Here is a 23,143-nt window from a genome sequence, read left to right as displayed (position 1 = left end):
CAGCAGGAATGCTGAACCGGGCCTTCGTCCTTCCCGGGCCGCGCACAGGGTCCCGGACTGTGCACAGGGGTGCAGGGCGCCGTGTCAGTCGGCGAGCGTGAAGCCCGTCGTCCACTGAGTCGCGCCGGAGCCGGCGAGCGTCATCTGGACGAAGCCGAGGGCCTCGAGCTCGCGGGCGCGCTTGAGCGAGCCGGCGTCGACGCCCTTGAGGCCGCCTGCGCGGACGAGGTCGACGAGCGTGGCCTTGGCGTCGTTGTCGTCGCCCGCGACGAGCACGGTGGTCGACTGGTCGGCGACCTTGCCGCTCGCGAGGGTCGAGGCGAAGTTCGTGTTGAACGCCTTGACGACCTTGGCGGTCGGGGCGAGCGCGGCGATCTCGGCGGCGGCCGAGGAGTCGGCGGGGACGACGAGCGAGTCGAAGGTCGCGAAGTCGACGGGGTTCGTCGGGTCGACGAGGACCTTGCCGTCGAGCCGGCCGGCGTACTGCGCGAGGACCTCTGGCACGGCCGGGTAGGGGAGTGCGAGGAGCACGACCTCGCCCGTGATCTCGTCGCCGACGACGCCCGACGTGAAGGATGCGCCGGAGCCGAGCGCTGCGGCCTTCTCGGCGTCGCGCGCCAGGACCTGGACCTGTGCGCCGGCGTCGAGGCCGATGCGCGCCACGCCTGCTGCGATGTTCCCTGCGCCGATGATCGTGATGCTGGTCATGAGTCCTCCGGGGCTGCGACGCCGGTACCGGACCGGCGCGATTGGTTGTTGATACAACTAACGTAGACCTGCTTAGTTGTCGTGTCAACCATTGTCGGTAGACTGGTCCCATGACCGACGACGTGCGATGGCTCTCCCCCCGCGAGCTGCGGACCTGGATGCGCCTCCAGGCCGTCTCCGAGCTCCTCCCCGGTGTGCTCGACGCCCAGCTCCAGCGCGACGCGCAGCTCACCCACTTCGAGTACCTGGTGCTCGCGATGCTCTCCGAGGCGCCGGACCACACGCTGCGCATGACGGACCTCGCGCTCAAGACGAACGCGACCCTGCCCCGCCTCTCGCACGTCGTGAAGCGCCTCGAGGGTCGCGGCTACGTCGAGCGCTCTCCGTGCCCCGAGGACCGCCGGGCCACGCTCGCCGTGCTGACCGACGACGGCTGGGACAAGGTCGTCGCGACGGCCCCCGGCCACGTCGGGACGGTCCGCGAGCACATCATCGACCGCCTCACCCCCGAGCAGGTAGACCAGCTCGACCAGATCGCGCGCTCGATCCTCGAGTCGCTCGACACCGAGGGACGCCTCGAGGCCCTCCACCTCCCCGAGGACTGAGCGCGACGGCGCGACGGTGTGACGCGACCCACCGTCTCACCGTGCGTCCCGCCCATGTCTCACCGCATGGGACCGGCGTAGAGTCGACCTCCGGCGAGTCCCGGCAGCACGCGTCACCCGCGCACGTCCGGAGCCCGTCTCGTCACCCTCCTGACCCCGGAAGGTCCTCATGCGCCGCCTTTACGCCGTGCTGCCCGTCGCAGCCGTCTCGACCGCCCTGCTCCTCGCGGGCTGCTCCGCCGACGACTCCTCGAACGACGCCGGCTCGGCCGGCGCGACGCCCACGTGCGAGCCGGGCGCCCTGCCCACCCGCACGGACGGCAAGCTCACGGTCGCCGCGGGCGAGGCGTACTCGCCCTGGTACATCGGCGAGCACGACAGCGGCGAGGGCTTCGAGTCCGCGCTCGTCTACGAGGTCGCCGACCGGCTCGGCTACTCCGCGGACGACGTCGAGTGGGAGCTCGTGACGTTCGAGCAGATCGTCAGCCCCAGCATCAAGGAGTTCGACTTCGCCGCGTGGCAGACGTCCATCTCGGACGAGCGTCGCAAGGCCGTCGACTTCTCGAGCCCCTACCTCACGACCCGCCAGGGCGTGATCGTGCAGGAGGCCGGCCCGTACGCGGGGGCCACCACGCTCGACGAGCTGGGGGACCTGCGCATCGGCGTCACGGCCGCCCAGACGAGCCTCACGCTCGCGAAGGCCGCGTTCGGCGACGACGCGAACATCGTCCCGTTCAACGGTGCGGGCGACGGCATGACGGCCCTGCAGTCGGGCACGATCGACGTCATGGTCATGGACGTCGACCAGGGCGTCGCGGCCTCGACCGAGTACTTCCCCGACTCCGTGGTCATCGGCACCCTGCCGGACCAGGGCACGGTCGAGCAGTACGGCCTGGTCCTGGACCTGGGCTCTGTGCTCACCGACTGCGTCTCGGCCGCGGTCGACTCGCTCGAGGAGGACGGCACGCTCGCCGAGCTGCGCACGACGTGGCTCAAGTCGGACGACATCCCCGAGCTGGGCTGAGGTGAGCGGGGGCGCGTCGGGCGTCGCACCGCCCGAGGACAGCAGGCCCGACGACGGCGCTCACCCCGCGAGCGCCGGCTGGACCCCGTCTGCGCTCGCGGTGGCGAGGGACTCCTACCGGCGTGCGCGGCGCCGTCGGGCAGCGTGGGTGTCCACGCTCTCGACCGTGGTGGTGGTCGCGGTCCTGTACGTCGTGGTGACCACGGCCCCCGGGTGGGAGCGCACGCGCGACGCGTTCTTCTCCCCGCAGAGCGCATGGGACTCGCTGCCCGCGATCGCCGAGGGACTGTGGCTCAACCTGCGGGTGTGGGTCGTGGCATCGGTCGTCGGGATGGTGCTCGGGATGACGCTCGCCGTGATCCGCACGAGCCGCATCCCGGCGCTGTTCCCGCTGCGCGCGTTCGCGGTCGCGTACGTCGACGTGTTCCGAGGGGTGCCGCTGCTGCTCGTGCTGCTGCTGGTCGGGTTCGGCCTGCCGGCGCTGCGGCTCGAGTGGCTCCCGACGTCGGGGGCATTTCTCGGCGCGCTCGCGATCATCCTCACGTACACCGCGTACCTCGCCGAGGTGTTCCGGGCCGGGATCGAGTCGGTGCACCCCTCGCAGGTCTCGGCCGCGCGCTCGCTCGGGCTGACCCGCGCGCAGACGACCCGCAAGGTCGTGCTGCCGCAGGCCGTGCGGCACGTCACCGCGCCGCTCGCGAGCAACCTCGTCTCGCTCCAGAAGGACTCGGGGCTCATCTCGATCCTGGGCGCCGTCGACGCGATCCGGGCCGCGCAGATCGCGGCGTCGGGCAGCTACAACTTCACGCCCTACGTGGTGGCGGGCGTCCTGTTCCTGCTCGTATCGATCCCGCTCACGCGCGTCGTCGACGTCTATTCGGCCCGCCAGGGCTGGCGCGGGTCGCTCGCGACCGTGAGCGGGGCGGGGGCCATCCGATGAGCCACCTGCTGTCCCTGCGCGGTATCCGCAAGACGTACGGCGAGCGCCTGGTGCTCGACGGGATCGACCTCGACGTCGACGAGCACCGCTGCGTGGTCCTGGTGGGCGCGTCGGGCTCGGGCAAGTCGACGCTGCTGCGCGTCGTGAACCTCCTGGAGGAGATCGACGACGGCGAGATCCTGCTCGACGGGCAGGACGTGGCGGACCCGCGCCTCGACGCGAACGCCGTCCGGGCGCGCATGGGCCTGGTCTTCCAGTCGTACAACTTGTTCCCGCACATGAAGGTGATCGACAACGTGACCCTCGCCCCACGCCTCGTGCACAAGCGCGGCCGTGCCGAGGCGGAGGAGGCGGCCGAGGCCATGCTGCGCCGCGTCGGGCTCGCGCACCGCATGACGGCCTACCCCGACCAGCTCAGCGGCGGGGAGCAGCAACGGGCCGCGATCGCACGGGCGCTCGTGTCCTCGCCCGAGCTCCTGCTGCTCGACGAGGTCACCTCGGCGCTCGACCCCGAGCTCGTGGGCGAGGTCCTGGACCTGCTCGCGGACCTGCGGACCGAGGGCGTGACCATGCTCGTCGCGACCCATGAGATGGGCTTCGCGCGCGAGGTCGCCGACGAGGTCTGCTTCCTGCACCAGGGCCGCGTGCACGAGCGCGGCACACCCGAGCAGGTCCTCGGCGACCCGCAGCGTGAGCGGACCCGGGAGTTCCTGCGCCGTCTGCGCTGAGGGCTGGACGATAGTGAGGCCTGAACCAAAACGAACTTCATCCTTGCCTCGTCAGACAGGCAGGCATAGCATCCATACACTGTTGGCAGTGGATCACAGCGGGGGTACTTGTGGCAAAGCAGCCACGTCTAGATCAGCAAGAGTTGCGCGACCGGTACAGTTCGCCAGAGACCCGCGCAAAACTCATGGACATCTTGGATCTTAGGTCCTATCTGAGAAACTGTGTCATTCGCGGCAACTATCGAATCTCCGACGAGTTGAACTCATGCATCTTCCTCAGCCCTGCCGGCGATCAATTCTTCCGTGAAATGCTACGCAAGAAGGTTCCAACAAAAGAGGCCCGCCTTACTTGTTTCTTGGAGTTCTATCACCTTGACCTATTTGTAGACATTGACGCCATGAACCCCGACGCGCTGGCGTCTGCAATCGGGGCTGAGCTAAAAAGCCGGGCGATCATGTTGCCGTTTGTGCATGGCCCGGAACTCTATGGACGCGCCGCCGACCTATTCCCCGAGGAGAAAGATGTTCTCGGAACGGCCGACACGCTTAGATTGATTGCCGATTTACCCGTTGGCGTTTTCCAGATGGGCATACGTGTTAGTGGGCCCTTCGGGCTCTTGCAAAGCAGTGAGAGCCGTGGCATGCGCCCAACATTGAACGTGCCGATGCAGCATTGCCATGATGTATCATGTCGGCGCATCCATCGCACAGTTCTCTCAACCGATTCGTCTGCCGCGATCAATAACCATAGGGCAACCGCGAGTAAGATCCTAGAAGCGGAAAGTGACGACCCTTCCGCGTATGCAGCATTCTTTGCAGAGATTTCAGACGGGTTGGCAGACGAAATCGACGATTTCGACCCTGGCGCCCTGCCGCTACTGCTAGGCGATGGATTCTCCGTTAACGAGCTTCGGCGCATTCTGAGCAGAATTCTGGATCGAGATGGCGGCATGCTACGCGCCTCGCTTGTCCCGCTCGGATTCCGTGGCAAGGCGGTTCAGATCGCCAATCAAATGACTCGTGCGGAACTCTTGCAGTGTATTCTGCTGTCGTCAGATCATATGATCGCGGTAAGCATCGATGAACTCGTGTTCGATGGCAGCATTGCCATTCCGGTTGGTGAAGTTCGTCGCCCGGTGATGTTTGCAGGCGCCCATTCCGGTAGGTTCGCAGTGGTGCCGGAGGTGTCTTGCCACGGTTTGCGATTCCGCTCAGAGTCGAACCTTGGACCGCTCAGACTGCGAAGGCTTGTGGACGCCCTCTACCCGAGTTCGGGAGACCTCGGCACCGAGCGCTTGAACGAGACCGAGGAGTTGGGATGGCAACTCCGAAGCGTGCCAGGAATGACGGTTGCGTCGAGACTTGATGAGTATCTTCGGACGGTAAGTCCGGTTCTTGTCCTGAAGCAGCTGGTGCTCGCATCTAAGAAGAATCTTGAGACTGCGAAGCAACAACTGAACCTGGCGGACCTGGGCGGGGTTGATGACGATCAGATCGTCGACCGAATGCTCTGGAAGCTTGGCTTCGAGCCGGGGCGTAGCGAGGTTCTTCACGAGGTCTTCTGGACGCGACACGAACGACTAACGCAGGCTGCCCGTTCTGCGAGCGTTAGCACGATTGTAGATCAGGAACTCATGCGGGGTCTCAGCGCAAACTACTTTGTTGCGCTCGAGGAGTTGCTGGCAGATAGCCTTTTTTTCTCGGCGTGGGTCCTGACTGCCGACCATACTGCAGCCGAGCACCCCTTTAGATACCATGTGATTTCTGATCGGCGGCAGGCTCAGGAACTTCTATCGAAGTTCGATGTCGGTAGGCGACAGGGGGATTCTGCCATCAACTTTGGTGACAAGATGACGCTTTACCCGCTCTGTCAAGGATTCGCGGTTCTGGCAGACTATCTCGAACTTCTTAGGCGAGATGAGGCGGCACATGTTCGCCCGCAGGCTAGGTTCCCACAGTACTCGGGTAAGACCAATCTCCAGCGGTTTCCTTTTCGTCACTCGGCGTCATTCCTTGATCTGGTAGGTTCGAGCCAGTTGGAGATTCTGGGGCTCCTGCGAGAAATCAGCAAGGGGCTTATGGGTGCGAAAGTCTATGACGTTCGAAATGAGCAATTGCACTACCGCAGGTCGAGTGTTGAACTCGACCGTCTGATTGCATGTCTGGAAGTTGTTGAGCACTGCATGATTCGCCTGGAGGGCGCGGGTTTGGCTCGCACTCTTTTCTTTCCGGATCGTCGCGAAGTGGATAGATGGGGCCGTGCGACGATCTATTTCAGTGGCCGTGAAGGTCGGGAGGTGGCTCTCGGTCGGCCGAGTTCGTATGCATGGTTGAATTTACCGTCACTGGGCAAGCCGCAGTACCTTGTTTCGATCGCACAGTTTGCGGAGCCTAACGAGATCCTGCGCGTTTCCGTCGTGGATGAATCCGAGTTTCTCAAGGACTGGGCAGGAGTGCCCAAGCGTCGGATAAAAGCCCTGCGAGGCGAAGGGCCGGAGGACGGGCGCAACCCCGAAGGGACAGGCTCGGGCGCGGTGCGAGCATGAGTGCTACCAATGTCGCCTCCTTGCGCGCATCATGGAAGCAGGTTCCTCAGCGGGGAGGCGCGACATGTTGGCAGCGGTCGGAGACAGGATCATCAGGGCCTCGGGGGTCGTCGGCGGCGCGGTCCGCGACGGCATGGTCGTCGAGGTCCAGCACGAGGACGGCTCGCCGCCCTACCTGGTCGAGTGGGCCGACACCGGCGAACGGACGCTCGTCTACCCGGGGCCCGACACCATGGTCCGCGCCCCCGTGGAGGGCGCCGAGGCGCACGAGGTCACCGTCCCGGTGCACGCGAAGTCCTGGCACGTCCAGGTGAGCCTCGTCGAGAGCGAGGGGCGCACGACGGCGGAGGCCATCCTGGTCGGCGACGTCCCGTCCGAGCTCCACGCCGTGGGCAGGGCCCGCAAGGACCCTGGCGACACGGAGATCGAGGCGATCGGCGACCACGTCGCGGCGGCCCGCGCGCTGCGTGCGCTCGCGGACCGGCTGCTCGGCATCGCGGAGTCGGAGATCGAGGGGTCGACAGGGGTACCCGCGCACGTGCACCACTGAGCGCGCGCGCTGCGGCCGGCGGACCGGCGGACCGAGCCCGCGGCGCGTCCGGCGCTGCATCACCCGGCGTCGCACCGCGCTCCCTCCAGGTACGCCCGCCGACGGTGACGGGAGGGGTCGAGGAGGAGCCATGAAGCGCCTGGTGCTCTGCTGCGACGGCACGTGGAACTCGCCGGTCCGTGCGAGCGTGTCGAACATCGAGAAGATCGCCCGGTCGGTCCACACGGGCATCGGGCCCGACGGGGTCCAGCAGATGGTGTTCTCGGTCGAGGGCGTCGGCGCCCGCGGCTACCGGGTCGACGCCCTGCTGGGCGGGGCATTCGGGTACGGGCTCAGCCGCAACGTCGTCGCGGGCTACCGGGACCTCGCGCTCAACTACGAGCCCGACGACGAGGTGTACGTGTTCGGTTTCAGCCGTGGCGCGTACACCGCGCGCAGCGTGGCGGGGATGATCGCGAGCGTGGGCCTGCTCACCGCGGACGCGCTCGCCGACCGCGGCGCCGGCAACCTGCTGGCCGAGGCAGAGGCCCTCTACCGCGACCACTCGCCGGGTCGGCGCGCGCGCGTCTCCGCGTTCCGCGAGACGTACTGCTACCCCCAGGTGCCCATCACCTTCCTCGGGGTGTTCGACACCGTGGGGGCCCTCGGCGTCCCGGGGATCACCCGCCGCAGGAGCCGGTTCCACGACGTGCGCCTCTCGAGCGCCGTCCAGTGCGCGCGCCAGGCCCTCGCGATCGACGAGCGCCGTCTCACGTTCGAACCGTGCCTGTGGGACGTCCCGGTCGACGACGAGCGGCCGGGAGGCGTCAAGCAGGTCTGGTTCCCGGGCGCCCACTCCGACGTCGGCGGGGGCAACGACTCGTCGGGGCTGTCCGACGTCGCCCTGCTGTGGATGATGGGGGAGGCCGCGGCGTGCGGGCTGACGTTCTACCCGGACCGGGTCCTCGCCCAGCTCGGTGACGAGCCGGACCTGGTCGGCCGGTTCACGCCCCGGGCGCTGTACCGCGTGCTCAACACCGCCAAGCGGTGGAAGCACAGGCCTCGGTTCAGGGGGACGCGGCGCCTGCTCGCCGGGGTGCCGCTCGAGGACGGCTACGTCGACGACGTCCTGCTGTCCGACCTCGCGCTCGCGCTGAGCGCCGACCCCGCGTCCGACTACGCCAGGCACGCGCGCAACATCGCATGGTGGAAGGAGGCGGCGGGCGGTCACGTCGCGGTCGAGGCCGTGCCGACCCTCACCGACGTCCCTCGGCGCCTCGTCCTGACCTGAACGTCGACGCTCCGCCCGGCGCGGCGAGCGCCGCGGCGGCTAGCCTGAGACCGGTGGCGCGCTGCGTCGTCGGGCTGCACGCCCCCGCGAGGGGCGCTCGCGGAAGGAGCGAGACATGGCATGGCTGGACGCGATCGGAGACCTCAACTGGTGGGCCGTGCTCGTGGCCACCCTCTCGACGTTCGTCGTCGGGCTCCTGTTCTACTCGACGGGTGCGCTGGGCCGGCAGTGGGCGAGCCTCGTCGGGCTGACCGAGGAGGAGATGAACAGCAGCGCGGGCGCCGGACCACGGTTCGCCGCCACGGGCGTCGCCTCGCTCCTCACGGCGATCCTCCTGGGGGCGCTGATCCTCGCGACCGGGGTCGACGGGCTGTGGGAAGGGCTGCTGTTCGGCGCGGTCGTCGGACTGGTGTTCCGCGCCGGGGCCCACGTGATCCACAACGGGTTCGCGCACCTGCCACCCCGGCTGACCCTGATCGACGGCCTGCACGACGTGGTCGCGCTCGCGGTCATGGGCGCGATCCTCGGGGTGTGGCAGTAGGCGTGGGCACGGCGGAGGACGGTCGGTCGCACGACGGCCGAGGGGAGGCCGCGGTCCGCGTGGTCGTGCACGGGCACGTGCAGGGCGTCGGCTTCCGGTGGGCGACGATCCGCCAGAGCGCCGCGCTGGGGCTGGCCTGCGACGCGCAGAACCTCCCCGACGGGACGGTGCTGGTGACGGCGCGCGGCGAGGCGTCGGCCCTCGGCGAACTCCTCGACTGGCTCCGGAGCGGACGGACCCCCGGGCACGTGACGCGCGTCGACGAGGACCCGGTGTGATGCTGGGGGACATGACCTCGCCCGCCGACCTCGTGCCACCCGGAGCCCACGCCTTCGGCGACCCCGACGCCCCCGTGACGATCGTCGAGTTCGGCGACTTCGAGTGCCCCTACTGCCACGACGCGGCCCCCGTCCTGCGGACGGTCGTCGAGGAGTCCGGCGGCCAGGTCCGGCTCGTCTTCCGCCACTTCCCGCTGTTCGAGGTCCACCCGTACGCGCTCACGGCGGCGCTCGCGGCCGAGGCCGCCGGGGCGCAGGGCAGGTTCTGGGAGATGCACGACCTCCTGTTCGCGCACCAGGACCGGCTCGACGACGTCGGGCTCGCGCACTGGGCGCAGAAGCTGGGCCTGGACGGCGCGAGCGTCGTCGGTGACGCCGCCCAGCAGCACGGTGACGCCGTCGAACGGGACTACCTGGCCGGGACGGCGCTCGGGGTGCGGGGCACACCCACGTTGTACGTCGAGGGCGTGCGGTACCGGGGCCGGGTGACCGAGGACGGCGTCCGGACCGCCGTCACGACCGCGCTCGCGGCCGTCGGGCAGGCGACCGGCCCGACGGGCTGAGAGGTCAGCCGAGGCTCGTCCCGTCGAGCGAGGACCTCGGTTCCTGGTCGGGCAGCCGGAGCATGCGGAACGAGGTGGCGAGCCCGAGCAGGGCGGCGAGCAACGGCACGAGCAGCGCGATCTGGAGCGAGCGGTCGCGGGCCTCGGCGTTGATGGCCAGCACCTCGGCCTCGACGGCGGCCGGTTGGCCCGTGATCTGCTCGGCGAGCCGGGTGGTGCTCATGATCTCGGCGTCGTCCTCGAGCGCGGCGGCGATCTGCTGCTGCTGGGCCGGCGGGACGACCTGGCTGGACTCGGTCATCTGGGTGAACAGGAGCGAGAGGGAGGCCAGCATGAGCCCGCCCGCCATCGCGAGTCCGAACGAGAGCCCGAAGGACCCAGCGGCCGAGTTGACGCCCGCGGCCTCGCTGACCCGTTCCTCCTCGACGGGAGCGAGGGTGTAGTTGTTGAGCTGCGAGACGAGCAACCCCAGCCCGCAGCCCGCGATCGCGAGCGGGAGGACCAGGTACCAGCCGCTGTCCACCCGGGGGACGAAGGGGAGCAGGATCGCGATCCCGAGGGCGGCGAGCAGGAAGCCCACGCGGATGATCGCCGCCGGGCGGCGGCGTCCCGTCCGTCGGCCCGCCACGATCGCGGCGGCGAACATCGTCAAGGAGAGGGGCGACAGGGCCAGGCCTGCCTGGAGCGCGTCGTACTCAAGGGTCATCTGCAGGAACAGGGGCAGGGCGATCATCGCGCCGCCCAGGGTGATCTGCTGCAGCATCTGGCCCGTCACGCCCGTCGTGAAGGTCGGGTGCCGGAACAGGTCCGGGTCGAGCAGCGGCACCTCGCGCCTGCGCTCGCGACGCACGAGCCACCGGGCGAGCAGCACGAGCGAGACCACCCCGACGAGCATGAGGAGCCCGACGTACTCGCCGCCCTCCTGCCAGACGAGGATCCCGAGCACCACACCGCCCATGCCGACCACGGACAGGGCCGCGCCGACGACGTCGACCTGGCGCGAGCCGGTGTAGGGGACGTCGCGCACCAGCCGGATCTGGCTCAGGACGACGGCGATGATGACCACCTCGAGCCCGAACCCGACCCGCCACGACAGGTAGGTCGTGACGAACCCGCCGAGCAGCGGCCCGATCGCGGCGGCGATCGCCGCCGACGCGCCGACCAGCGCGTACGCCTTCTTCTGGTCGGCACCCGAGAAGTTGCCGTGGATCAGCGACTGCATCGCCGGCAGGAGCAACGACGCCCCGAGTCCCCCGACGACCGCCCAGAAGACGACGATCGCCGTGAGGCTCTGCGCCAGCGTCATGGCCGCCGCCCCGATCGCGTAGGCCAGGAGTCCCAGCACGTAGGCCCGTCTGCGCCCGATCAGGTCCCCGACCTTGCTGTTGATCAGGATGAACGCGGCCGAGACGAGCGCCTCCAGCGCGATCGCCGACTGGACGCCGCTGGCCGTCGTGTCCAGGTCCCGGACGACCGCGGAGATCGACACGTTCATCAGCGACGTGTCCACGACCAGCACGAACATCGCCGCCGCGAGCAGCAGCATCAGCCGTCGGTTCCCGCGGGCCGCGGGGGCGTCGCCGTCCGGTTCCGTACCCATGCGCGTGCCTCGGCTCTGGTGGGGCCGTCGGTACGTCCCGGCGGTGCGTCCGGTACCGCACTGCGACCTCGGTGGGAGCCGCCCGACCGGCAGGCGGCGTGGGTGCGAGGTCAAGGCCTTGGCCTCGAGGTCAGCCTAGGGACCGCGGACCGTCCGCGCGCGCGGTAGCCCTCCGGCCGGGTCGCCGCACGACGACCACCGCACCGCGGCCGCCGCACGACGGTCTACACCTCGACGTCCTCGACGGCCTCGGGCGCGCGCCACGGCCGCGGGGGCAGCCCGGGCGGCGGCCCGGTGGACTCGGGCGAGCACAGGGGCAGGCGCTCGCCCAGGATGCGCAGCGTCACGGACCCGGCGACGGCCGCGATCAGCGACCCCGCGAGGATCCCGATCTTGGCCTGCTCGATGAGCGCCTCGTCGTCGAACGCGAGCTCGGCGATGAACAGCGAGATGGTGAACCCGATGCCCGCGAGCATCGCGCCGCCCAGCAGGTGCGAGTAGCGCACCCGGCCGGGAAGGTCGCCCAGGTTCAGCCGCAGGGCCAGGGCCGACGCGCCGAAGATCCCGACGGCGTTGCCCACCACGAGCGCGACCGCGACCCCGATCGTCAACCGCGACGTCATCGCGGCCGCCAGCGACTCGGCGTCGAGCTGCACGCCCGCGTTCGCCAGGCCGAAGACGGGCACGACGACGTAGGCGCTCCACGGGTGCAGGACGCGCTGGAGCCGGTCGCTGGCGGGCACGGCCGCGCGTGCGGCGAGCTCGGTCAGGTGCTCGCGCTCCGCCGTCGTCTCCTCGCGCAGGCGCTGGGCGTACCCCGGGACGTCGTCGACCTGGTCCGGGCGGGCCCGGCGGGAGGGGACGAGCAGCCCGACGAGGACTCCCGCGAGCGTCGCGTGCACGCCCGAGGTGTAGACCGCGAGCCACAGCGCGACCCCCACGCCCACGTAGGGCGCGAGGCGCCAGACGCCGAGCCAGCGCATCACGAGCATGCCCGCGACGAGGACACCCGCGATCGCGAGGCCGGGCAGCCACACGCCGTCGTTGTAGAAGACGGCCATGACCGTGATGGCGCCGATGTCGTCGACGACCGCGAGGGTCAGCAGGAACAGCCGGAGCCGGTCGGGGCAGCGCGGGCCGAACAGCGCGAGGACCCCCACGAGGAACGCCGTGTCGGTCGACATGACCACACCCCAGCCGTGCTGCGCGTCGGTGCCCGCGTTGAACGCCAGGTAGACGAGCGCGGGGACGAGCAGCCCGCCCAGCGCGCCGAGCGCCGGGACCGCGACCGTCCGCCGGTTGCGCAGCTCGCCGCTCGTGACCTCGCGGTTGATCTCGAGGCCGATCACGAGGAAGAAGACCGCCATCGCGGCGTCGTTGACCCAGTGGTGCAGGTCCATGTCGAGCGACCAGCCGCCCAGGTGGACACCAGCCGTCGTGGCCCACAGGTCGTCGTACGACGCCGACCACGGCGAGTTGGCCCACACGAGCGCGACCACGGTCGCCGCGAGCAGCAGCACCGCGCCGCCCGCCTCGGTCGCGAGGAACTGCCGGACCGCCGGCGCGACCGGTCGCACGGGGAAGCGCAGCGGGGGCCCCGGCCGCTGGTCGAGCGTCGGGAGGAGCGGCCTCCCGCCGGGCTGTGCCGGCGGGACCGGGGGAGTGGACGTCACCGCTCCAAGGTCGCAGCGCGCGGCGCGCGGCGCAACTGTCGGACGCGCACGCTCGCGGCCCGCGGAACGTGACAGGCTGGGTCCCGTGGCCGCCGGGCGGGCGGCCCGTCCGGGCGGCGTGAGGAGCAGAAGTGACGGCAGAGCAGGCAGCGCCGGGCGGAGTGGCGAGAAGCGGCCCGACGACGGCGCCGGCCACCGCGCCGACCGGACCCGGGACGGAGCAGCAGCAGGCCGGGGGCGCTGGTCGCGTGAGCGTCGAGCAGCACCGTCGCGAGGTCGAGGCCCTGCTCGGGCCGGTGCTCGCGGACCGGAGCGTCGAGCGTGTGGCGTTGGCCGACGCGCTCGACCGGGTGCTCGCGAGCGACCTGCTCGCACCGGTCGACCTGCCCGCGTTCCGCAGCTCGCAGATGGACGGCTACGCGGTGCGGTCCGCGGACGTCGCCGGCGCTTCGGGCACCTCGCCCGTCGTGCTGCCCGTCGTGGCCGAGATCCCCGCGGGGCCCGGCGGCCCGGCGGTCCTCGCCCCGGGGACGGCGGCCCGGATCATGACCGGTGCCGTCGTGCCGGAGGGGAGCGACGCCGTCGTGCCCGTGGAGGACACCGACGCCGTGCGGTTCGGCGCGCACGCGACCGGGGCCGCGCGCGGGTCCGTCGGGACCGACGTCGGGGTGCTGGCGTCGCGCGGCGCGGGCGAGCTCGTGCGGGACGTCGGGACGGACGTGCGTGGCGGTGACCTGGTGCTGGCCGCAGGGACGAGGCTGGGACCGCAGCACCTGGCCGCCGCGGCGTCGTGCGGCGTGCCCTCGCTCGAGGTCCGGGCGCGGGTGCGCGTCGCGGTCGTCTCGACCGGTACCGAGGTCGTCGCGCCCGGCGAGCCCGCCGCGACCGGGCAGGTGTACGACGCGAACCTGCCCGGGCTCGTGGCCGCCGCGCGCCGGGCGGGGGCCGAGGTCGCGCTCACCGGGCGCACGGGCGACGACCCGGGGGAGCTGGCCGCGCTCCTGGCACGGGCCGCCCAGGCGTCCGACCTGGTCCTCACGTCAGGCGGCGTGAGCCAGGGCGCCTACGAGGTCGTGAAGGACACCCTCGGGGACGGCGTGACGTTCCGGTCGGTCGCGATGCAGCCCGGCGGCCCGCAGGGGTTCGGGACCCACCACGGGACCCCGATCCTCACGTTCCCCGGCAACCCTGTGAGCGCCCAGGTCTCGTTCGCGGTCTTCGCACGCCCCCTCCTCGAACGTGCGGCGGGGCTCGGCGCACGGGAGGACGAGACGCGCACCGTGACCGCGGCGATCGACTCCCCGCCCGCCAAGCGGCAGATGCTGCGCGGGCGGACGGCGCCCGGTGGTGCGGTCGAGGTCGTCGGCGGCGCGGGTTCGCACCTCGTGGCGACCATGGCGGCCGCCGACGTGCTGATCGAGGTGCCCGAGGGTGTGGCACGGGTCGAGGAGGGCGAGAACGTGCGGGTGGTACGGCTGTGAGCGGCACCCCGGGAGCAGGGGACAGGAAGACGACGGCCGACGACCCGCACCGTGCGCCCGCACCGGGCGACGTGTCGCGCGTGACCAGCGACGTGCTCGACGACGCCGTGGTGCGGTCCGTGGAAGGTGCGGTGTCCTCGCGCGAGTGCGGCGCCGTCGTGACCTTCCGCGGGGTCGTGCGTGACGTCGACGGCGGGCGCGACGTCACGGGCCTCGACTACGAGGCGCACCCCGACGCGACCGAGGTGCTCCGGCGCTGCTGCGCGGCGGTGTCCGCCGAGACGGGCCTGCGCGTGGCGGCCGTGCACCGCTACGGGGTGCTGACGATCGGGGACGTGGCGCTCGTCGCGAGCGTCGCCTCGGGGCACCGGGCCGAGGCGTTCGCGGCCTGCTCGCTCCTCGTCGAGCGCATCAAGGCAGAGGTGCCGATCTGGAAGCGCCAGCACTTCACCGACGGCGACTCGGAGTGGGTCGGGCTGTAGCGGCTGCCGTCCGGCCCGGTCAGTCGCGCGGGTTGTCCTTGAGGAGACCGAACCCGATGCCGACGAGCGCCCCCAGGATGAGGCCGGGGCCCGCCAGCAGGAACGTGCCCGCCGTGACGCCGATCAGGGTGCCGAGGACGGTGCTCGGCCCCGCCGTCAGTCTGCTCGGACCGGGCCGGTGGACGGGGAGGGAGTCGGCTCGTGGAGCGGGCTCGTCGGGGGTACGGCTGTCGCGAGGAAGGTCGAGGAGGGCCACGCCTCCATGGTAGGTCGCGGGGTGCGTCCAGGCGCGGGATCCTGCGGTTCTCGCGCCGCCGCGGAGGATGATCTTGGACACGTCGGCCGGTCTGGCTGCCGGGCCGGTCAGCCCCCGATCGCGCCCATGCTGCGCTCGGTGCGCGCGAAGGCCCCGGGGTCGTCGGCCGGACCCCCGACCGCACCGGCGTCGGGGGCATCACGGTCGAGGCCGTGCGCGAGCGGCTTGGCCCACATGGCGCCCTGCCAGGCGGCGACGATCGCTGCGTCGGTGGCTGCGCCGTCGGGCCCGTCGCCGGGCCTGTTGCCGCGAGCCTCGCCGGGCGAGCCGGCGGCCCGACCGGTCCGCAGGAGCGAGCGCAGGTCCACCTCCTCGTTCCCGAACAGGCACGAGCGGACGGTCCCCTCGGCGGTCAGGCGCGTGCGGTCGCAGTCGCCGCAGAACGAGCGCGTGACCGACGCGATGATCCCCACGGTCGCGGGGCCGCCGTCGACCGCCCACTCCTCGGCCGGGGCGGACGGGTCCTCGCGGCCCACGGGAGTCAGGACGAAGCGCTCGCCCAGGACGTCGAGCAGCCGCTCGGCCGAGACGAGCTGGTCACGGGCCCAGTTCTGGTCGGCGTCGAGGGGCATCTGCTCGATGAAGCGCAGCCGGCACCCGTGCTCGACGGCCCACGCGAGCAGGTCGGTCGCGCCTGCGAGGGTCTCGGGCATGAGGACCGCGTTGAGCTTGACGGGGGACAGGCCCGCGTCGAGCGCGGCCCGGATGCCCGCGAGCACCTGGGGGAGGCGGTCGCGGCGCGTGAGCTCGGCGAAGTGCGTGCGGTCGACCGTGTCGAGCGAGACGTTGACGCGGTCGAGCCCGGCGTCCACGAGCTCGCCGACGCGCTTGTCGAGGCCGATCGCGTTGGTCGTCATCGAGATCCGGACGCCGGGGGCCGCCGCGCGCGTGCACCGGACGATCTCGGCGAGGTCGGGGCGCATGAGCGGCTCGCCGCCCGTGAACCGCACGTCGCGGATCCCGAGGCGGTAGCCGATCCCGACGAGCCGTCCGATCTCGCTCGGCGTCAGCAGGTCGTCGCGGGGGATCGCGGGAAGTCCCTCGGCGGGCATGCAGTAGGTGCAGCGCAGCGAGCACTTCTCCGTGACGGACACCCGCAGGTCGTGGGCGACGCGCCCGTAGCGGTCGACGAGCGCCTCGGTGTCCGGGCGCCCCAGGGTGCTCGGCGCGCCGGTCGGGCGCACGTGCGGGAGCCCGAGGGCGACGGCGGTCATGCTCGCGAGTCTACGCAGCGGTGGGTGCCGGGGCGGGGCTGCCCAGCCGCGACGGACGTGCGGCGACGGTCAGCGCGTGGTCCGGGCGTCGTACGCCGCCTGGGCGGCGGCGACCTCGGGGACGGCCGCTTCGAGCACGTCCAGGAGGCCGACGAGCCTGTCGGCCACGACGTGCCCGAGCTCGGTGAGCGAGTACTCGACGTGCGGCGGGATGGTCGCGCGGACCTCGCGCACGACCAGTCCGTCGCGCTCGAGCCCCTGGAGCGTCTGGGCGAGCATCTTCTCGCTCACGCCGTCGATGCGTCGGCGCAGGGCGTTGAAGCGGACGGCCCCGTCACGCAGGCCCGCGACGGTCAGGACTCCCCAGCGACCGGTCACGGTCTCGAGCGCGTGGCGGGACGTGCAGCCGCGCTGGAACACGTCGGCGATCATCTCGTCGGACGGTCCCGTGGTGTCGAGGGCGGGCTGGAGGTCGGTCACGAGGCCAGCCTAGCGTGCAGGCCGATCGTGAGCACTGTGACACAGTCGGCACTATCCAGAAGATTGCACTGACGAAAAGTTAGTGCCAGGCTGTCGCGGTACCCACCACCCCTCAGGAGGACCCCATGATCGCCGTCACCGCCGCCACCGGACACCTCGGACACCTCGTCGTCGACTCGCTCCTCGAGCACGGCGTCGCCCCCGAGCGGGTCGTCGCCGCCGTCCGCACCCCGACCAAGGCCGCCGACCTCGCCGAGCGCGGCGTCGTCGTCCGCGAGGCCGACTACTCGCGCCCCGAGACCCTCGCCACGGCGCTCGCAGGCGTCGACGTGCTGCTCCTCGTCTCGGGTTCCGAGGTCGGGCAGCGCGTCCGGCAGCACGCGAACGTGGTCGAGGCCGCGAAGGCCGCCGGCGTCCGTCACCTCGTCTACACGAGCGCACCGCGGGCCACCACGTCCGCGCTCGTCCTCGCCCCCGAGCACAAGGCCACCGAGGAGCTCATCGCGACCTCGGGGCTGTCCGCCACGATCCTGCGCAACGGCTGGTACACCGAGAACTACCTCGCCGCGGTCGAGCAGGCGCGCGAGACCGGTGTCGTGGTCGGCAGCGTCGGCGAGGGCCTCGTCGCCTCGGCGAGCCGCAAGGACTACGCCGAGGCTGCGGCCGTCGTCCTCGCGGCGGCGGACGCCGACCCGGGCTTCGAGGGTGGCGTCCACGAGCTCTCGGGCGACGTCGCGTGGGACCACCCGTACCTCGCCGCGACCATCGGTGAGATCGTCGGCCGCGAGGTCGTCTACCAGGACGTGACCCCCGAGGAGCACGCGCAGATCCTGCTCGACGCGGGCCTCGACGCGGGGACCGCGGGCTTCGTGGTCGCCCTCGACGGCAACACGCGCGACGGCCTGCTCGCCGCGACCTCGGGCGAGCTGTCGCGCCTCGTCGGCCGCCCGACGACGCCGCTCGCCGACGGCCTGCGGGCTGCGGCGGGCGTGACGTCGGCCGTGTGAGGTGTGGCCCGGGCGGCCGGCCGGGGCCGCCCGGGCTTCCCTTTAGTTGAAGCATCAACTATTCTGGGTGCAGAGGTCGGGACCCGGCCCTGGACGGAGGACACCATGACTGACCGCACGACGAACGTTCCCGGCACCGACGCCACGGGCGCCGCGACCAAGGACCTGCTGTCGGCCGACACCTCGATGGACGCCGTGACGCTGCACGTCGCCGACCTCGACCTGATGACCCGCTACTACCGCGACGCGCTCTCCCTGGCCGTGCTGACGCCGTCGGACGCGCTGCTCGCGGCGATCCCCGGCGCCGGGACCGGCTCGCGCGACGAGACCGTGGTCCTCGGGCGGGGTGCGACACCGCTCGTCGTCCTGCGCCGCGGCAAGGACCTGCCGCGCGCCCGCCGCGGCGAGGCCGGCCTGTTCCACACGGCCCTGCTGTTCGACGACGCCCCCGCCCTCGCCGCTGCCGTCGCGTCGGTCGCGCGCACGGCCCCCAGCACGTTCGTCGGCAGCGGCGACCACCTGGTGTCCGAGGCGTTCTACTTCACGGACCCCGAGGGCAACGGCGTCGAGCTCTACCACGACCGCCCGCGCGAGACCTGGAGCTGGCAGGACGGCCAGGTCGCGATGGACACGCTCTACATCGACCCCAACGCGTTCATGCAGGAGCACCTGACGGACGAGGCGCTCCACCGGGCGCTGTCGACCGATGTCGTCGGCCCCGACGACACGGTGGTGGGACACGTGCACCTCCAGGTGGGTGACATCCCCACGGCCCGCGAGTTCTACGTCGACACCCTGGGCTTCGAGGCCACGGCCTCGCTGCCCAGCGCGCTGTTCGTCTCGGCGGGCGGGTACCACCACCACATGGCCATGAACACGTGGAACAGCCAGGGAGCCGGGCCGCGCGCCTCGACGCTGGGTCTGGGGCAGGTCGCGATCTCCGTGCCGTCCGAGGACGACGTCACGGCCCTCGTCGACCGGCTGTCCCGGCGCGGGATCGAGATGCGCCACGACGGCGCGACGCTGCGGTTCGACGACCCGTGGAAGAACCTCATCGAGGTCGCGGTGCGCTAGCCCGCCCGGCCTCGACCGCTGGGTGCGGGGCACGTGCCGTCCCGGGCCCGTCGGGGCGGCATCTGCTGCGCGCTCGGCGCTCCGTGGGAGTCCCGGAGCGCGCGGGTCAGCGCTTCGAGGGTTCCTCGTCGCGCTCGATGCCCAGGCGCTTGGCGAACAGCCGCCGCTGGACGAGCCACCCCGCGAGGGCCAGCGCGGCCCACGCGAGGAACGACACGACCTGCTCCCAGCCCGGCGACGGGTCGCGCAGGAAGCCCAGCGTGTCGGGGGACACGCGGCCCAGGCCGCCGAGCACGATGCCCGCACCGCCGATGGTCGTGAGCCACAGCAGCGCCCGCCGGCGGTACCTGTCCGCGAGGAATCCGCACGCCGCCGCGACCGCGATGACGATGATCGCCGCGAGGACCCAGTTCCCCGAGTCGCCCGAGACCGTGCCGTAGAGCTTGGCGCCGATCACCGCGCCGGTCACGATCCCGATGAAGAACGCCGCGAGCTTGAACACGAACGCGACCGCGATCCACGCGACGAGCGCGCCCAGGACCCCGACCAGCAGCGCGGTCGACTGGCTCGCGCCGAACAGGTCGCCCAGCATCCAGCCGAGACCGAACCCGGACGCGATGACCGCGAGGTGGACCGAGCCGACGCCGAGGAAGCACAGGAGCAACCCGACGGCGACGATGACGAGACCAGCGACGACCGGGTCCATGGGGACCTCCTGGCGTGAGGTGGGCTAGTGCTTGGCCTTGATGACGAGCACGGGAGCGTGGGCGTCGAGCAGGACGCGCTGGGTGGTGCTGCCGAGGAGGAACTTGCCGACGGGGGAACGCTTGCGCGAGCCGATCACGACGAGGCTCGCGGCGAGGCGCTCGGCCTCGTCGAGGATCGCGACCGGCGGGTCGACGCGTGCCTCGCGGTACGTGACGGTCGCGACCGGGGTACCGGCGGGCAGGGCGTCGAGCAGGTGCGCGAGGTCCGGCGGGAGGGGCGGGTCCTCCTGCGGGGGACCCTCGAGCGGGGTGAGGACGAAGACGGCGAGGGGCAGGTCCCGTCGGAGTGCCTCGGCGGCTCCGGCGCGCAGTGCCGCCTCACCCTGTGGCGAGTCGTTGTAGGCCACAAGTACGGTCATCGCCGCGGTGCTCCTCGTTCGTCGTGCCCGGGTCGACGGGCAGATCGCATGTGATCTGAACTCTCTCACACCGCAGGGGGCCGCGCAGCGAACGGCGGAGCGCGTCGAGGGCTCCCTGCCTGACGGCGTCGCTCGCCGTCGGTGTCCTGGCCCGGCCTGGTCGACGGCCGGGTTCCCCGGGGCGGCGGCCGGGTCAGACGCTCGGGGGAGCGAGGTCGGCGGGCAGGCTCAGCGACGGGGGGAGCAGGGGCCGGGCGACGGTGTCGATCATCCGGGCGAGCTCGACGTGCCGGCGGGTGTCCATGCGGTCCGCCGGGGCGGTCACGGACAGGGCGGCCACGGCCTGACCGGCGCGCAGGAGGGGGATCGCGAGGCAGCTGATGCCGGGCTCGTTCTCCTCGGTCTCGGTCGCGTACCCGCGGGTCCTGGTCGTGCGCAGGGTCTCCCAGAGCGCGTCGTCGGTCACGGGGCTCGTGTCGCCGGCCGCGGCGGTGTACCAGCCCATCGCGGAGCGGTCGGTCGAGCGGAACGCGAGCAGGGCGCGGCCGAGCGCGGTGGTGGCGGCCGGGCGGCGGCGGCCGATCGCGGACCACACGCGGACGGCACGCGCGGGCTCGACCTTGTCGAGGTAGACGATCTCCGGCCCGGACAGCACGCCCAGGTGGATGAGCTCGCCCGACGCCTCGCACACCGCGGTGAGCGCCGGGGTCAGCAGCGCGGGCAGGTGCTCCTCCCCGAGGAAGACGTTCCCGAGCGCGGTCGCCGCAGGGCCGAGGCGATACCTCCCGGTCGCGGGGTCCTGCTCGGCGTAGCCGCGGAAGCGCAGCGCGGCGAGCGTGCGGTGCAGCGAGGTCTTGTTCAGGCCGAGGTCTGCCGCGAGGGTGCCCAGCGGGCTGCCGTGCGGGCCCGCGGCCGCGAGGTGCTCGAGCGCGAGCAGCGCCTTGTCGACCGAGCCGAGGGGGCTGGTGGCCGGTGCGTGGCCGGCTTCGGGAGCGTCCGTCTCGGCGGGCGGCCGGGCTACCACGCGCTGGGGCCGTTCGCGTAGAGTGGTTTCGTATTCCAGAACATCCGTTCACTATAACGAAACGCGAGGCCTCATGTCACCCGCTGCGCCCCCGACCGACCTCCACGAGCTCTTCGCCAGGGTCCGGGTCGTCCCCGTGGTCGTCGTGGAGGACGAGGCCCAGGCGCTCGCCCTCGGCGCCGCCCTCCTCGACGGCGGCCTGCCCATCGCCGAGATCACCTTCCGCACCGCCGGGGCGCGCGCCGCGATCGCGGCCGTGACGCGCGAGCTCCCCGAGCTCGTGACCGGGGCCGGGACCGTGATCAACGCCGAGCAGGTCGACCAGGCCGTCGACGCCGGTGCCCGCTTCGTCGTCTCGCCCGGTCTGAGCGCCGACGTCGTGCGCCGCGCCCAGCACCACGGCCTGCCGATCTTTCCGGGGGTCGCGACGCCGTCGGACATCATGGCCGCGCTCGCCCTGGGGCTCGACGTCGTGAAGTTCTTCCCCGCCGGCATCAACGGAGGGGTGCCGGCGATCAAGGCGTTGTCCGCACCGTTCCCCGGCCTGCGCTTCGTCCCCACGGGCGGCGTGAGCGCCGCCAACGCGACCGAGTACCTCTCGGTGCCCTCCGTCCTCGCGGTGGGCGGCTCGTGGATGGTCGAGAAGGCCCTCGTCGAGGCGGGCGACCTCGCCGAGATCACGCGCCGCTCCGCGCAGGCCGTCGCGCTCGCGGCGTCTCCGGCGTCCGCAGGCCCCGCCGCCACCCCCGCCTCCGCTGCCGCAGGAAAGTGAGCTGACATGACCGCCGACACCCGCACCGTGGACGCTCCCCTGAACCTCCGCCCGGCCGCGGACTGCACCTACGACGTCGTCTCCCTCGGCGAGGTCATGCTCCGCCTCGACCCGGGCGAGCGACGTATCAAGACCACGCGCTCGTTCGACGCCTGGGAGGGCGGCGGCGAGTACAACGTCGCGCGCGGCCTGCGCCGCTGCTTCGGCCTGCGCGGCGCGATCGTCACGGCGCTCGCGGACAACGAGGTCGGCCGCCTGGTCGAGGACCTCATGCTCACGGGCGGGCTCGACACGAGCTACGTCCAGTGGGTGCCGTACGACGGGATCGGCCGCACGGTCCGCAACGGCCTCAACTTCACCGAGCGCGGCTACGGCGTGCGCGGCGCGGTCGGGGTGAGCGACCGCGGCAACACCGCGATCGCGCAGATGCAGCCGGACGACGTCGACTGGGACGAGCTGTTCGGACGCGGCGTGCGCTGGCTCCACACGGGCGGGATCTTCGCGGCGCTCTCCGCCTCGTCCGCGGACGTCGCCGAGGCCGCGATGAAGGCCGCACGCAAGCACGGCACGATCGTGTCCTACGACCTCAACTACCGCCCGTCGCTCTGGCAGGGCATCGGCGGCCCGGCACGCGCGCAGGAGGTCAACCGCCACCTCGCGCAGTACGTCGACGTCATGATCGGCAACGAGGAGGACTTCACCGCGAGCCTCGGCTTTGAGATCGAGGGTGTCGACGAGAACCTCACGGACCTGGACACCGCGGCGTTCCGCGCCATGATCGAGACCGCTGCAGGCGCGTACCCGAACTTCCAGGTCATCGGCACCACGCTGCGCGCCGTGCACTCCGCGACCCGCAACGACTGGGGCGCCGTCGCGTGGTCGCGCGTGCAGGGGTTCGCCGAGGCCACGCACCGCGCCGACCTCGAGATCCTCGACCGCGTGGGCGGCGGCGACTCGTTCGCCTCGGGCCTCGCGTACGGGCTCATGGAGCTCGGCTCGATCCAGGAGGCCGTCGAGTACGGCGCCGCGCACGGCGCCCTCGCGATGACCACGCCGGGCGACACGTCGACGGCGTCGCTCGCCGAGGTCCGCAGGCTCGCGTCGGGCGGGAGCGCGCGCGTCCAGCGCTGAGACGCTCGGC

At 71.6% G+C, this 23,143-nt stretch carries 25 protein-coding genes; 16 read left to right on the top strand and 9 right to left on the bottom strand.

The window, feature by feature from the left end:
• Positions 1 to 84 precede the first annotated feature (84 nt).
• Positions 85 to 708, bottom strand: a complete 624-nt coding sequence (locus tag ACFRCR_RS02145; protein ID WP_377675118.1) for an NADPH-dependent F420 reductase — start codon at positions 706 to 708, stop codon at positions 85 to 87.
• 110 nt (positions 709 to 818) lie between these two features.
• Here ACFRCR_RS02145 and ACFRCR_RS02140 point away from each other — a divergent pair, with 110 nt between their 5' ends.
• From ACFRCR_RS02140 to ACFRCR_RS02095, 10 genes are all read left to right on the top strand, one after another.
• Positions 819 to 1,313 (top strand): MarR family winged helix-turn-helix transcriptional regulator, encoded by a 495-nt coding sequence (locus tag ACFRCR_RS02140; RefSeq protein WP_377675116.1) that lies wholly within the window; start codon positions 819 to 821, stop codon positions 1,311 to 1,313.
• Positions 1,314 to 1,482: 169 nt separating this feature from the next.
• Complete coding sequence (locus ACFRCR_RS02135; protein ID WP_377675114.1) at positions 1,483 to 2,337, top strand: ABC transporter substrate-binding protein; 855 nt, start codon at positions 1,483 to 1,485, stop codon at positions 2,335 to 2,337.
• A 1-nt stretch (position 2,338) separates the two neighbouring features.
• Positions 2,339 to 3,277, top strand: a complete 939-nt coding sequence (locus tag ACFRCR_RS02130; RefSeq protein ID WP_377675112.1) for an amino acid ABC transporter permease — start codon at positions 2,339 to 2,341, stop codon at positions 3,275 to 3,277.
• Positions 3,274 to 4,005, top strand: a complete 732-nt coding sequence (locus ACFRCR_RS02125; protein ID WP_377675110.1) for an amino acid ABC transporter ATP-binding protein — start codon at positions 3,274 to 3,276, stop codon at positions 4,003 to 4,005. The genes ACFRCR_RS02130 and ACFRCR_RS02125 overlap by 4 nt, the downstream gene beginning before the upstream one ends.
• 185 nt (positions 4,006 to 4,190) lie before the next feature.
• The gene (locus ACFRCR_RS02120) at positions 4,191 to 6,551 is read left to right on the top strand and encodes a hypothetical protein (protein ID WP_377675108.1); all 2,361 of its coding nucleotides are present in this window, start codon (positions 4,191 to 4,193) and stop codon (positions 6,549 to 6,551) included.
• Between the two features lie 64 nt (positions 6,552 to 6,615).
• A complete protein-coding gene (locus tag ACFRCR_RS02115) occupies positions 6,616 to 7,101 on the top strand; it encodes a dsRBD fold-containing protein (RefSeq protein WP_377675106.1) in 486 nt (161 codons plus the stop codon).
• Positions 7,102 to 7,231: 130 nt separating this feature from the next.
• Positions 7,232 to 8,371, top strand: a complete 1,140-nt coding sequence (locus ACFRCR_RS02110) for a DUF2235 domain-containing protein (protein WP_377675105.1) — start codon at positions 7,232 to 7,234, stop codon at positions 8,369 to 8,371.
• A 115-nt stretch (positions 8,372 to 8,486) separates the two neighbouring features.
• On the top strand, positions 8,487 to 8,912 hold the full coding sequence (locus ACFRCR_RS02105) for a DUF1761 domain-containing protein (protein ID WP_377675103.1): 426 nt from the start codon (positions 8,487 to 8,489) through the stop codon (positions 8,910 to 8,912).
• Positions 8,903 to 9,190: an acylphosphatase gene (locus ACFRCR_RS02100; protein WP_377675101.1), complete on the top strand. Its 288-nt coding sequence runs from the start codon at positions 8,903 to 8,905 to the stop codon at positions 9,188 to 9,190. Before ACFRCR_RS02105 ends, ACFRCR_RS02100 begins: the two co-directional genes overlap by 10 nt.
• 11 nt (positions 9,191 to 9,201) lie before the next feature.
• Positions 9,202 to 9,753 carry a DsbA family protein gene (locus tag ACFRCR_RS02095; protein WP_377675099.1) on the top strand — a complete coding sequence of 184 codons (552 nt, stop codon included), beginning with the start codon at positions 9,202 to 9,204 and terminating at the stop codon, positions 9,751 to 9,753.
• 4 nt (positions 9,754 to 9,757) lie between these two features.
• Here the strand turns inward: ACFRCR_RS02095 and ACFRCR_RS02090 are convergent, their stop codons facing one another.
• Both ACFRCR_RS02090 and nhaA read right to left on the bottom strand, forming a co-directional pair.
• Positions 9,758 to 11,353, bottom strand: a complete 1,596-nt coding sequence (locus ACFRCR_RS02090) for an MFS transporter (protein WP_377675097.1) — start codon at positions 11,351 to 11,353, stop codon at positions 9,758 to 9,760.
• A gap of 224 nt (positions 11,354 to 11,577) precedes the next feature.
• A complete protein-coding gene (gene nhaA, locus ACFRCR_RS02085) occupies positions 11,578 to 13,026 on the bottom strand; it encodes a Na+/H+ antiporter NhaA (protein ID WP_377675095.1) in 1,449 nt (482 codons plus the stop codon).
• A gap of 131 nt (positions 13,027 to 13,157) precedes the next feature.
• Here nhaA and glp point away from each other — a divergent pair, with 131 nt between their 5' ends.
• Both glp and ACFRCR_RS02075 read left to right on the top strand, forming a co-directional pair.
• Positions 13,158 to 14,507, top strand: coding sequence for a gephyrin-like molybdotransferase Glp (glp, locus tag ACFRCR_RS02080; RefSeq protein WP_377675093.1), 1,350 nt, complete (start codon positions 13,158 to 13,160; stop codon positions 14,505 to 14,507).
• 92 nt (positions 14,508 to 14,599) lie between these two features.
• Positions 14,600 to 14,989, top strand: coding sequence for a molybdenum cofactor biosynthesis protein MoaE (locus ACFRCR_RS02075; protein WP_231907728.1), 390 nt, complete (start codon positions 14,600 to 14,602; stop codon positions 14,987 to 14,989).
• Between the two features lie 19 nt (positions 14,990 to 15,008).
• On the opposite strand, the gene ACFRCR_RS02070 is transcribed toward ACFRCR_RS02075, so the two are convergent.
• From ACFRCR_RS02070 to ACFRCR_RS02060, 3 genes are all read right to left on the bottom strand, one after another.
• Positions 15,009 to 15,245 carry a hypothetical protein gene (locus ACFRCR_RS02070; protein ID WP_138825210.1) on the bottom strand — a complete coding sequence of 79 codons (237 nt, stop codon included), beginning with the start codon at positions 15,243 to 15,245 and terminating at the stop codon, positions 15,009 to 15,011.
• A gap of 107 nt (positions 15,246 to 15,352) precedes the next feature.
• The gene (gene moaA / locus ACFRCR_RS02065; protein WP_377675091.1) at positions 15,353 to 16,519 is read right to left on the bottom strand and encodes a GTP 3',8-cyclase MoaA; all 1,167 of its coding nucleotides are present in this window, start codon (positions 16,517 to 16,519) and stop codon (positions 15,353 to 15,355) included.
• A 69-nt stretch (positions 16,520 to 16,588) separates the two neighbouring features.
• Positions 16,589 to 16,999: a winged helix-turn-helix transcriptional regulator gene (locus ACFRCR_RS02060; protein WP_377675089.1), complete on the bottom strand. Its 411-nt coding sequence runs from the start codon at positions 16,997 to 16,999 to the stop codon at positions 16,589 to 16,591.
• A 125-nt stretch (positions 17,000 to 17,124) separates the two neighbouring features.
• On the opposite strand from ACFRCR_RS02060, the gene ACFRCR_RS02055 reads away from it, so the two are divergent.
• Both ACFRCR_RS02055 and ACFRCR_RS02050 read left to right on the top strand, forming a co-directional pair.
• Complete coding sequence (locus tag ACFRCR_RS02055; RefSeq protein WP_377675087.1) at positions 17,125 to 18,006, top strand: NAD(P)H-binding protein; 882 nt, start codon at positions 17,125 to 17,127, stop codon at positions 18,004 to 18,006.
• Between the two features lie 105 nt (positions 18,007 to 18,111).
• On the top strand, positions 18,112 to 19,080 hold the full coding sequence (locus ACFRCR_RS02050) for a VOC family protein (protein ID WP_377675085.1): 969 nt from the start codon (positions 18,112 to 18,114) through the stop codon (positions 19,078 to 19,080).
• Between the two features lie 106 nt (positions 19,081 to 19,186).
• On the opposite strand, the gene ACFRCR_RS02045 is transcribed toward ACFRCR_RS02050, so the two are convergent.
• The 3 genes from ACFRCR_RS02045 to ACFRCR_RS02035 all read right to left on the bottom strand — a co-directional run bounded on the left by ACFRCR_RS02045 (position 19,187) and on the right by ACFRCR_RS02035 (position 21,230).
• Positions 19,187 to 19,786 (bottom strand): DUF4203 domain-containing protein, encoded by a 600-nt coding sequence (locus tag ACFRCR_RS02045; RefSeq protein WP_377675083.1) that lies wholly within the window; start codon positions 19,784 to 19,786, stop codon positions 19,187 to 19,189.
• A 24-nt stretch (positions 19,787 to 19,810) separates the two neighbouring features.
• Entirely contained in the window at positions 19,811 to 20,206 is a 396-nt protein-coding gene (locus ACFRCR_RS02040) for a universal stress protein (protein ID WP_377675081.1), read from the bottom strand.
• 193 nt (positions 20,207 to 20,399) lie between these two features.
• Positions 20,400 to 21,230, bottom strand: a complete 831-nt coding sequence (locus ACFRCR_RS02035; protein ID WP_377675079.1) for an IclR family transcriptional regulator — start codon at positions 21,228 to 21,230, stop codon at positions 20,400 to 20,402.
• Positions 21,231 to 21,303: 73 nt separating this feature from the next.
• On the opposite strand from ACFRCR_RS02035, the gene eda reads away from it, so the two are divergent.
• Together eda and ACFRCR_RS02025 are read left to right on the top strand one after the other, a co-directional pair.
• A complete protein-coding gene (gene eda, locus ACFRCR_RS02030) occupies positions 21,304 to 22,002 on the top strand; it encodes a bifunctional 4-hydroxy-2-oxoglutarate aldolase/2-dehydro-3-deoxy-phosphogluconate aldolase (protein WP_377675077.1) in 699 nt (232 codons plus the stop codon).
• Between the two features lie 6 nt (positions 22,003 to 22,008).
• Positions 22,009 to 23,133, top strand: coding sequence for a sugar kinase (locus ACFRCR_RS02025; protein WP_377675075.1), 1,125 nt, complete (start codon positions 22,009 to 22,011; stop codon positions 23,131 to 23,133).
• The last annotated feature ends 10 nt before the right edge of the window (positions 23,134 to 23,143 follow it).

It is taken from the genome of Oerskovia sp. NPDC056781 (assembly GCF_042789955.1).
GTDB classification, from domain to species: domain Bacteria; phylum Actinomycetota; class Actinomycetes; order Actinomycetales; family Cellulomonadaceae; genus Oerskovia; species Oerskovia rustica.
The sequence above is the reverse complement of the archived record's forward strand: the minus strand, read 5'-3'. Positions and strand labels throughout refer to the sequence as shown.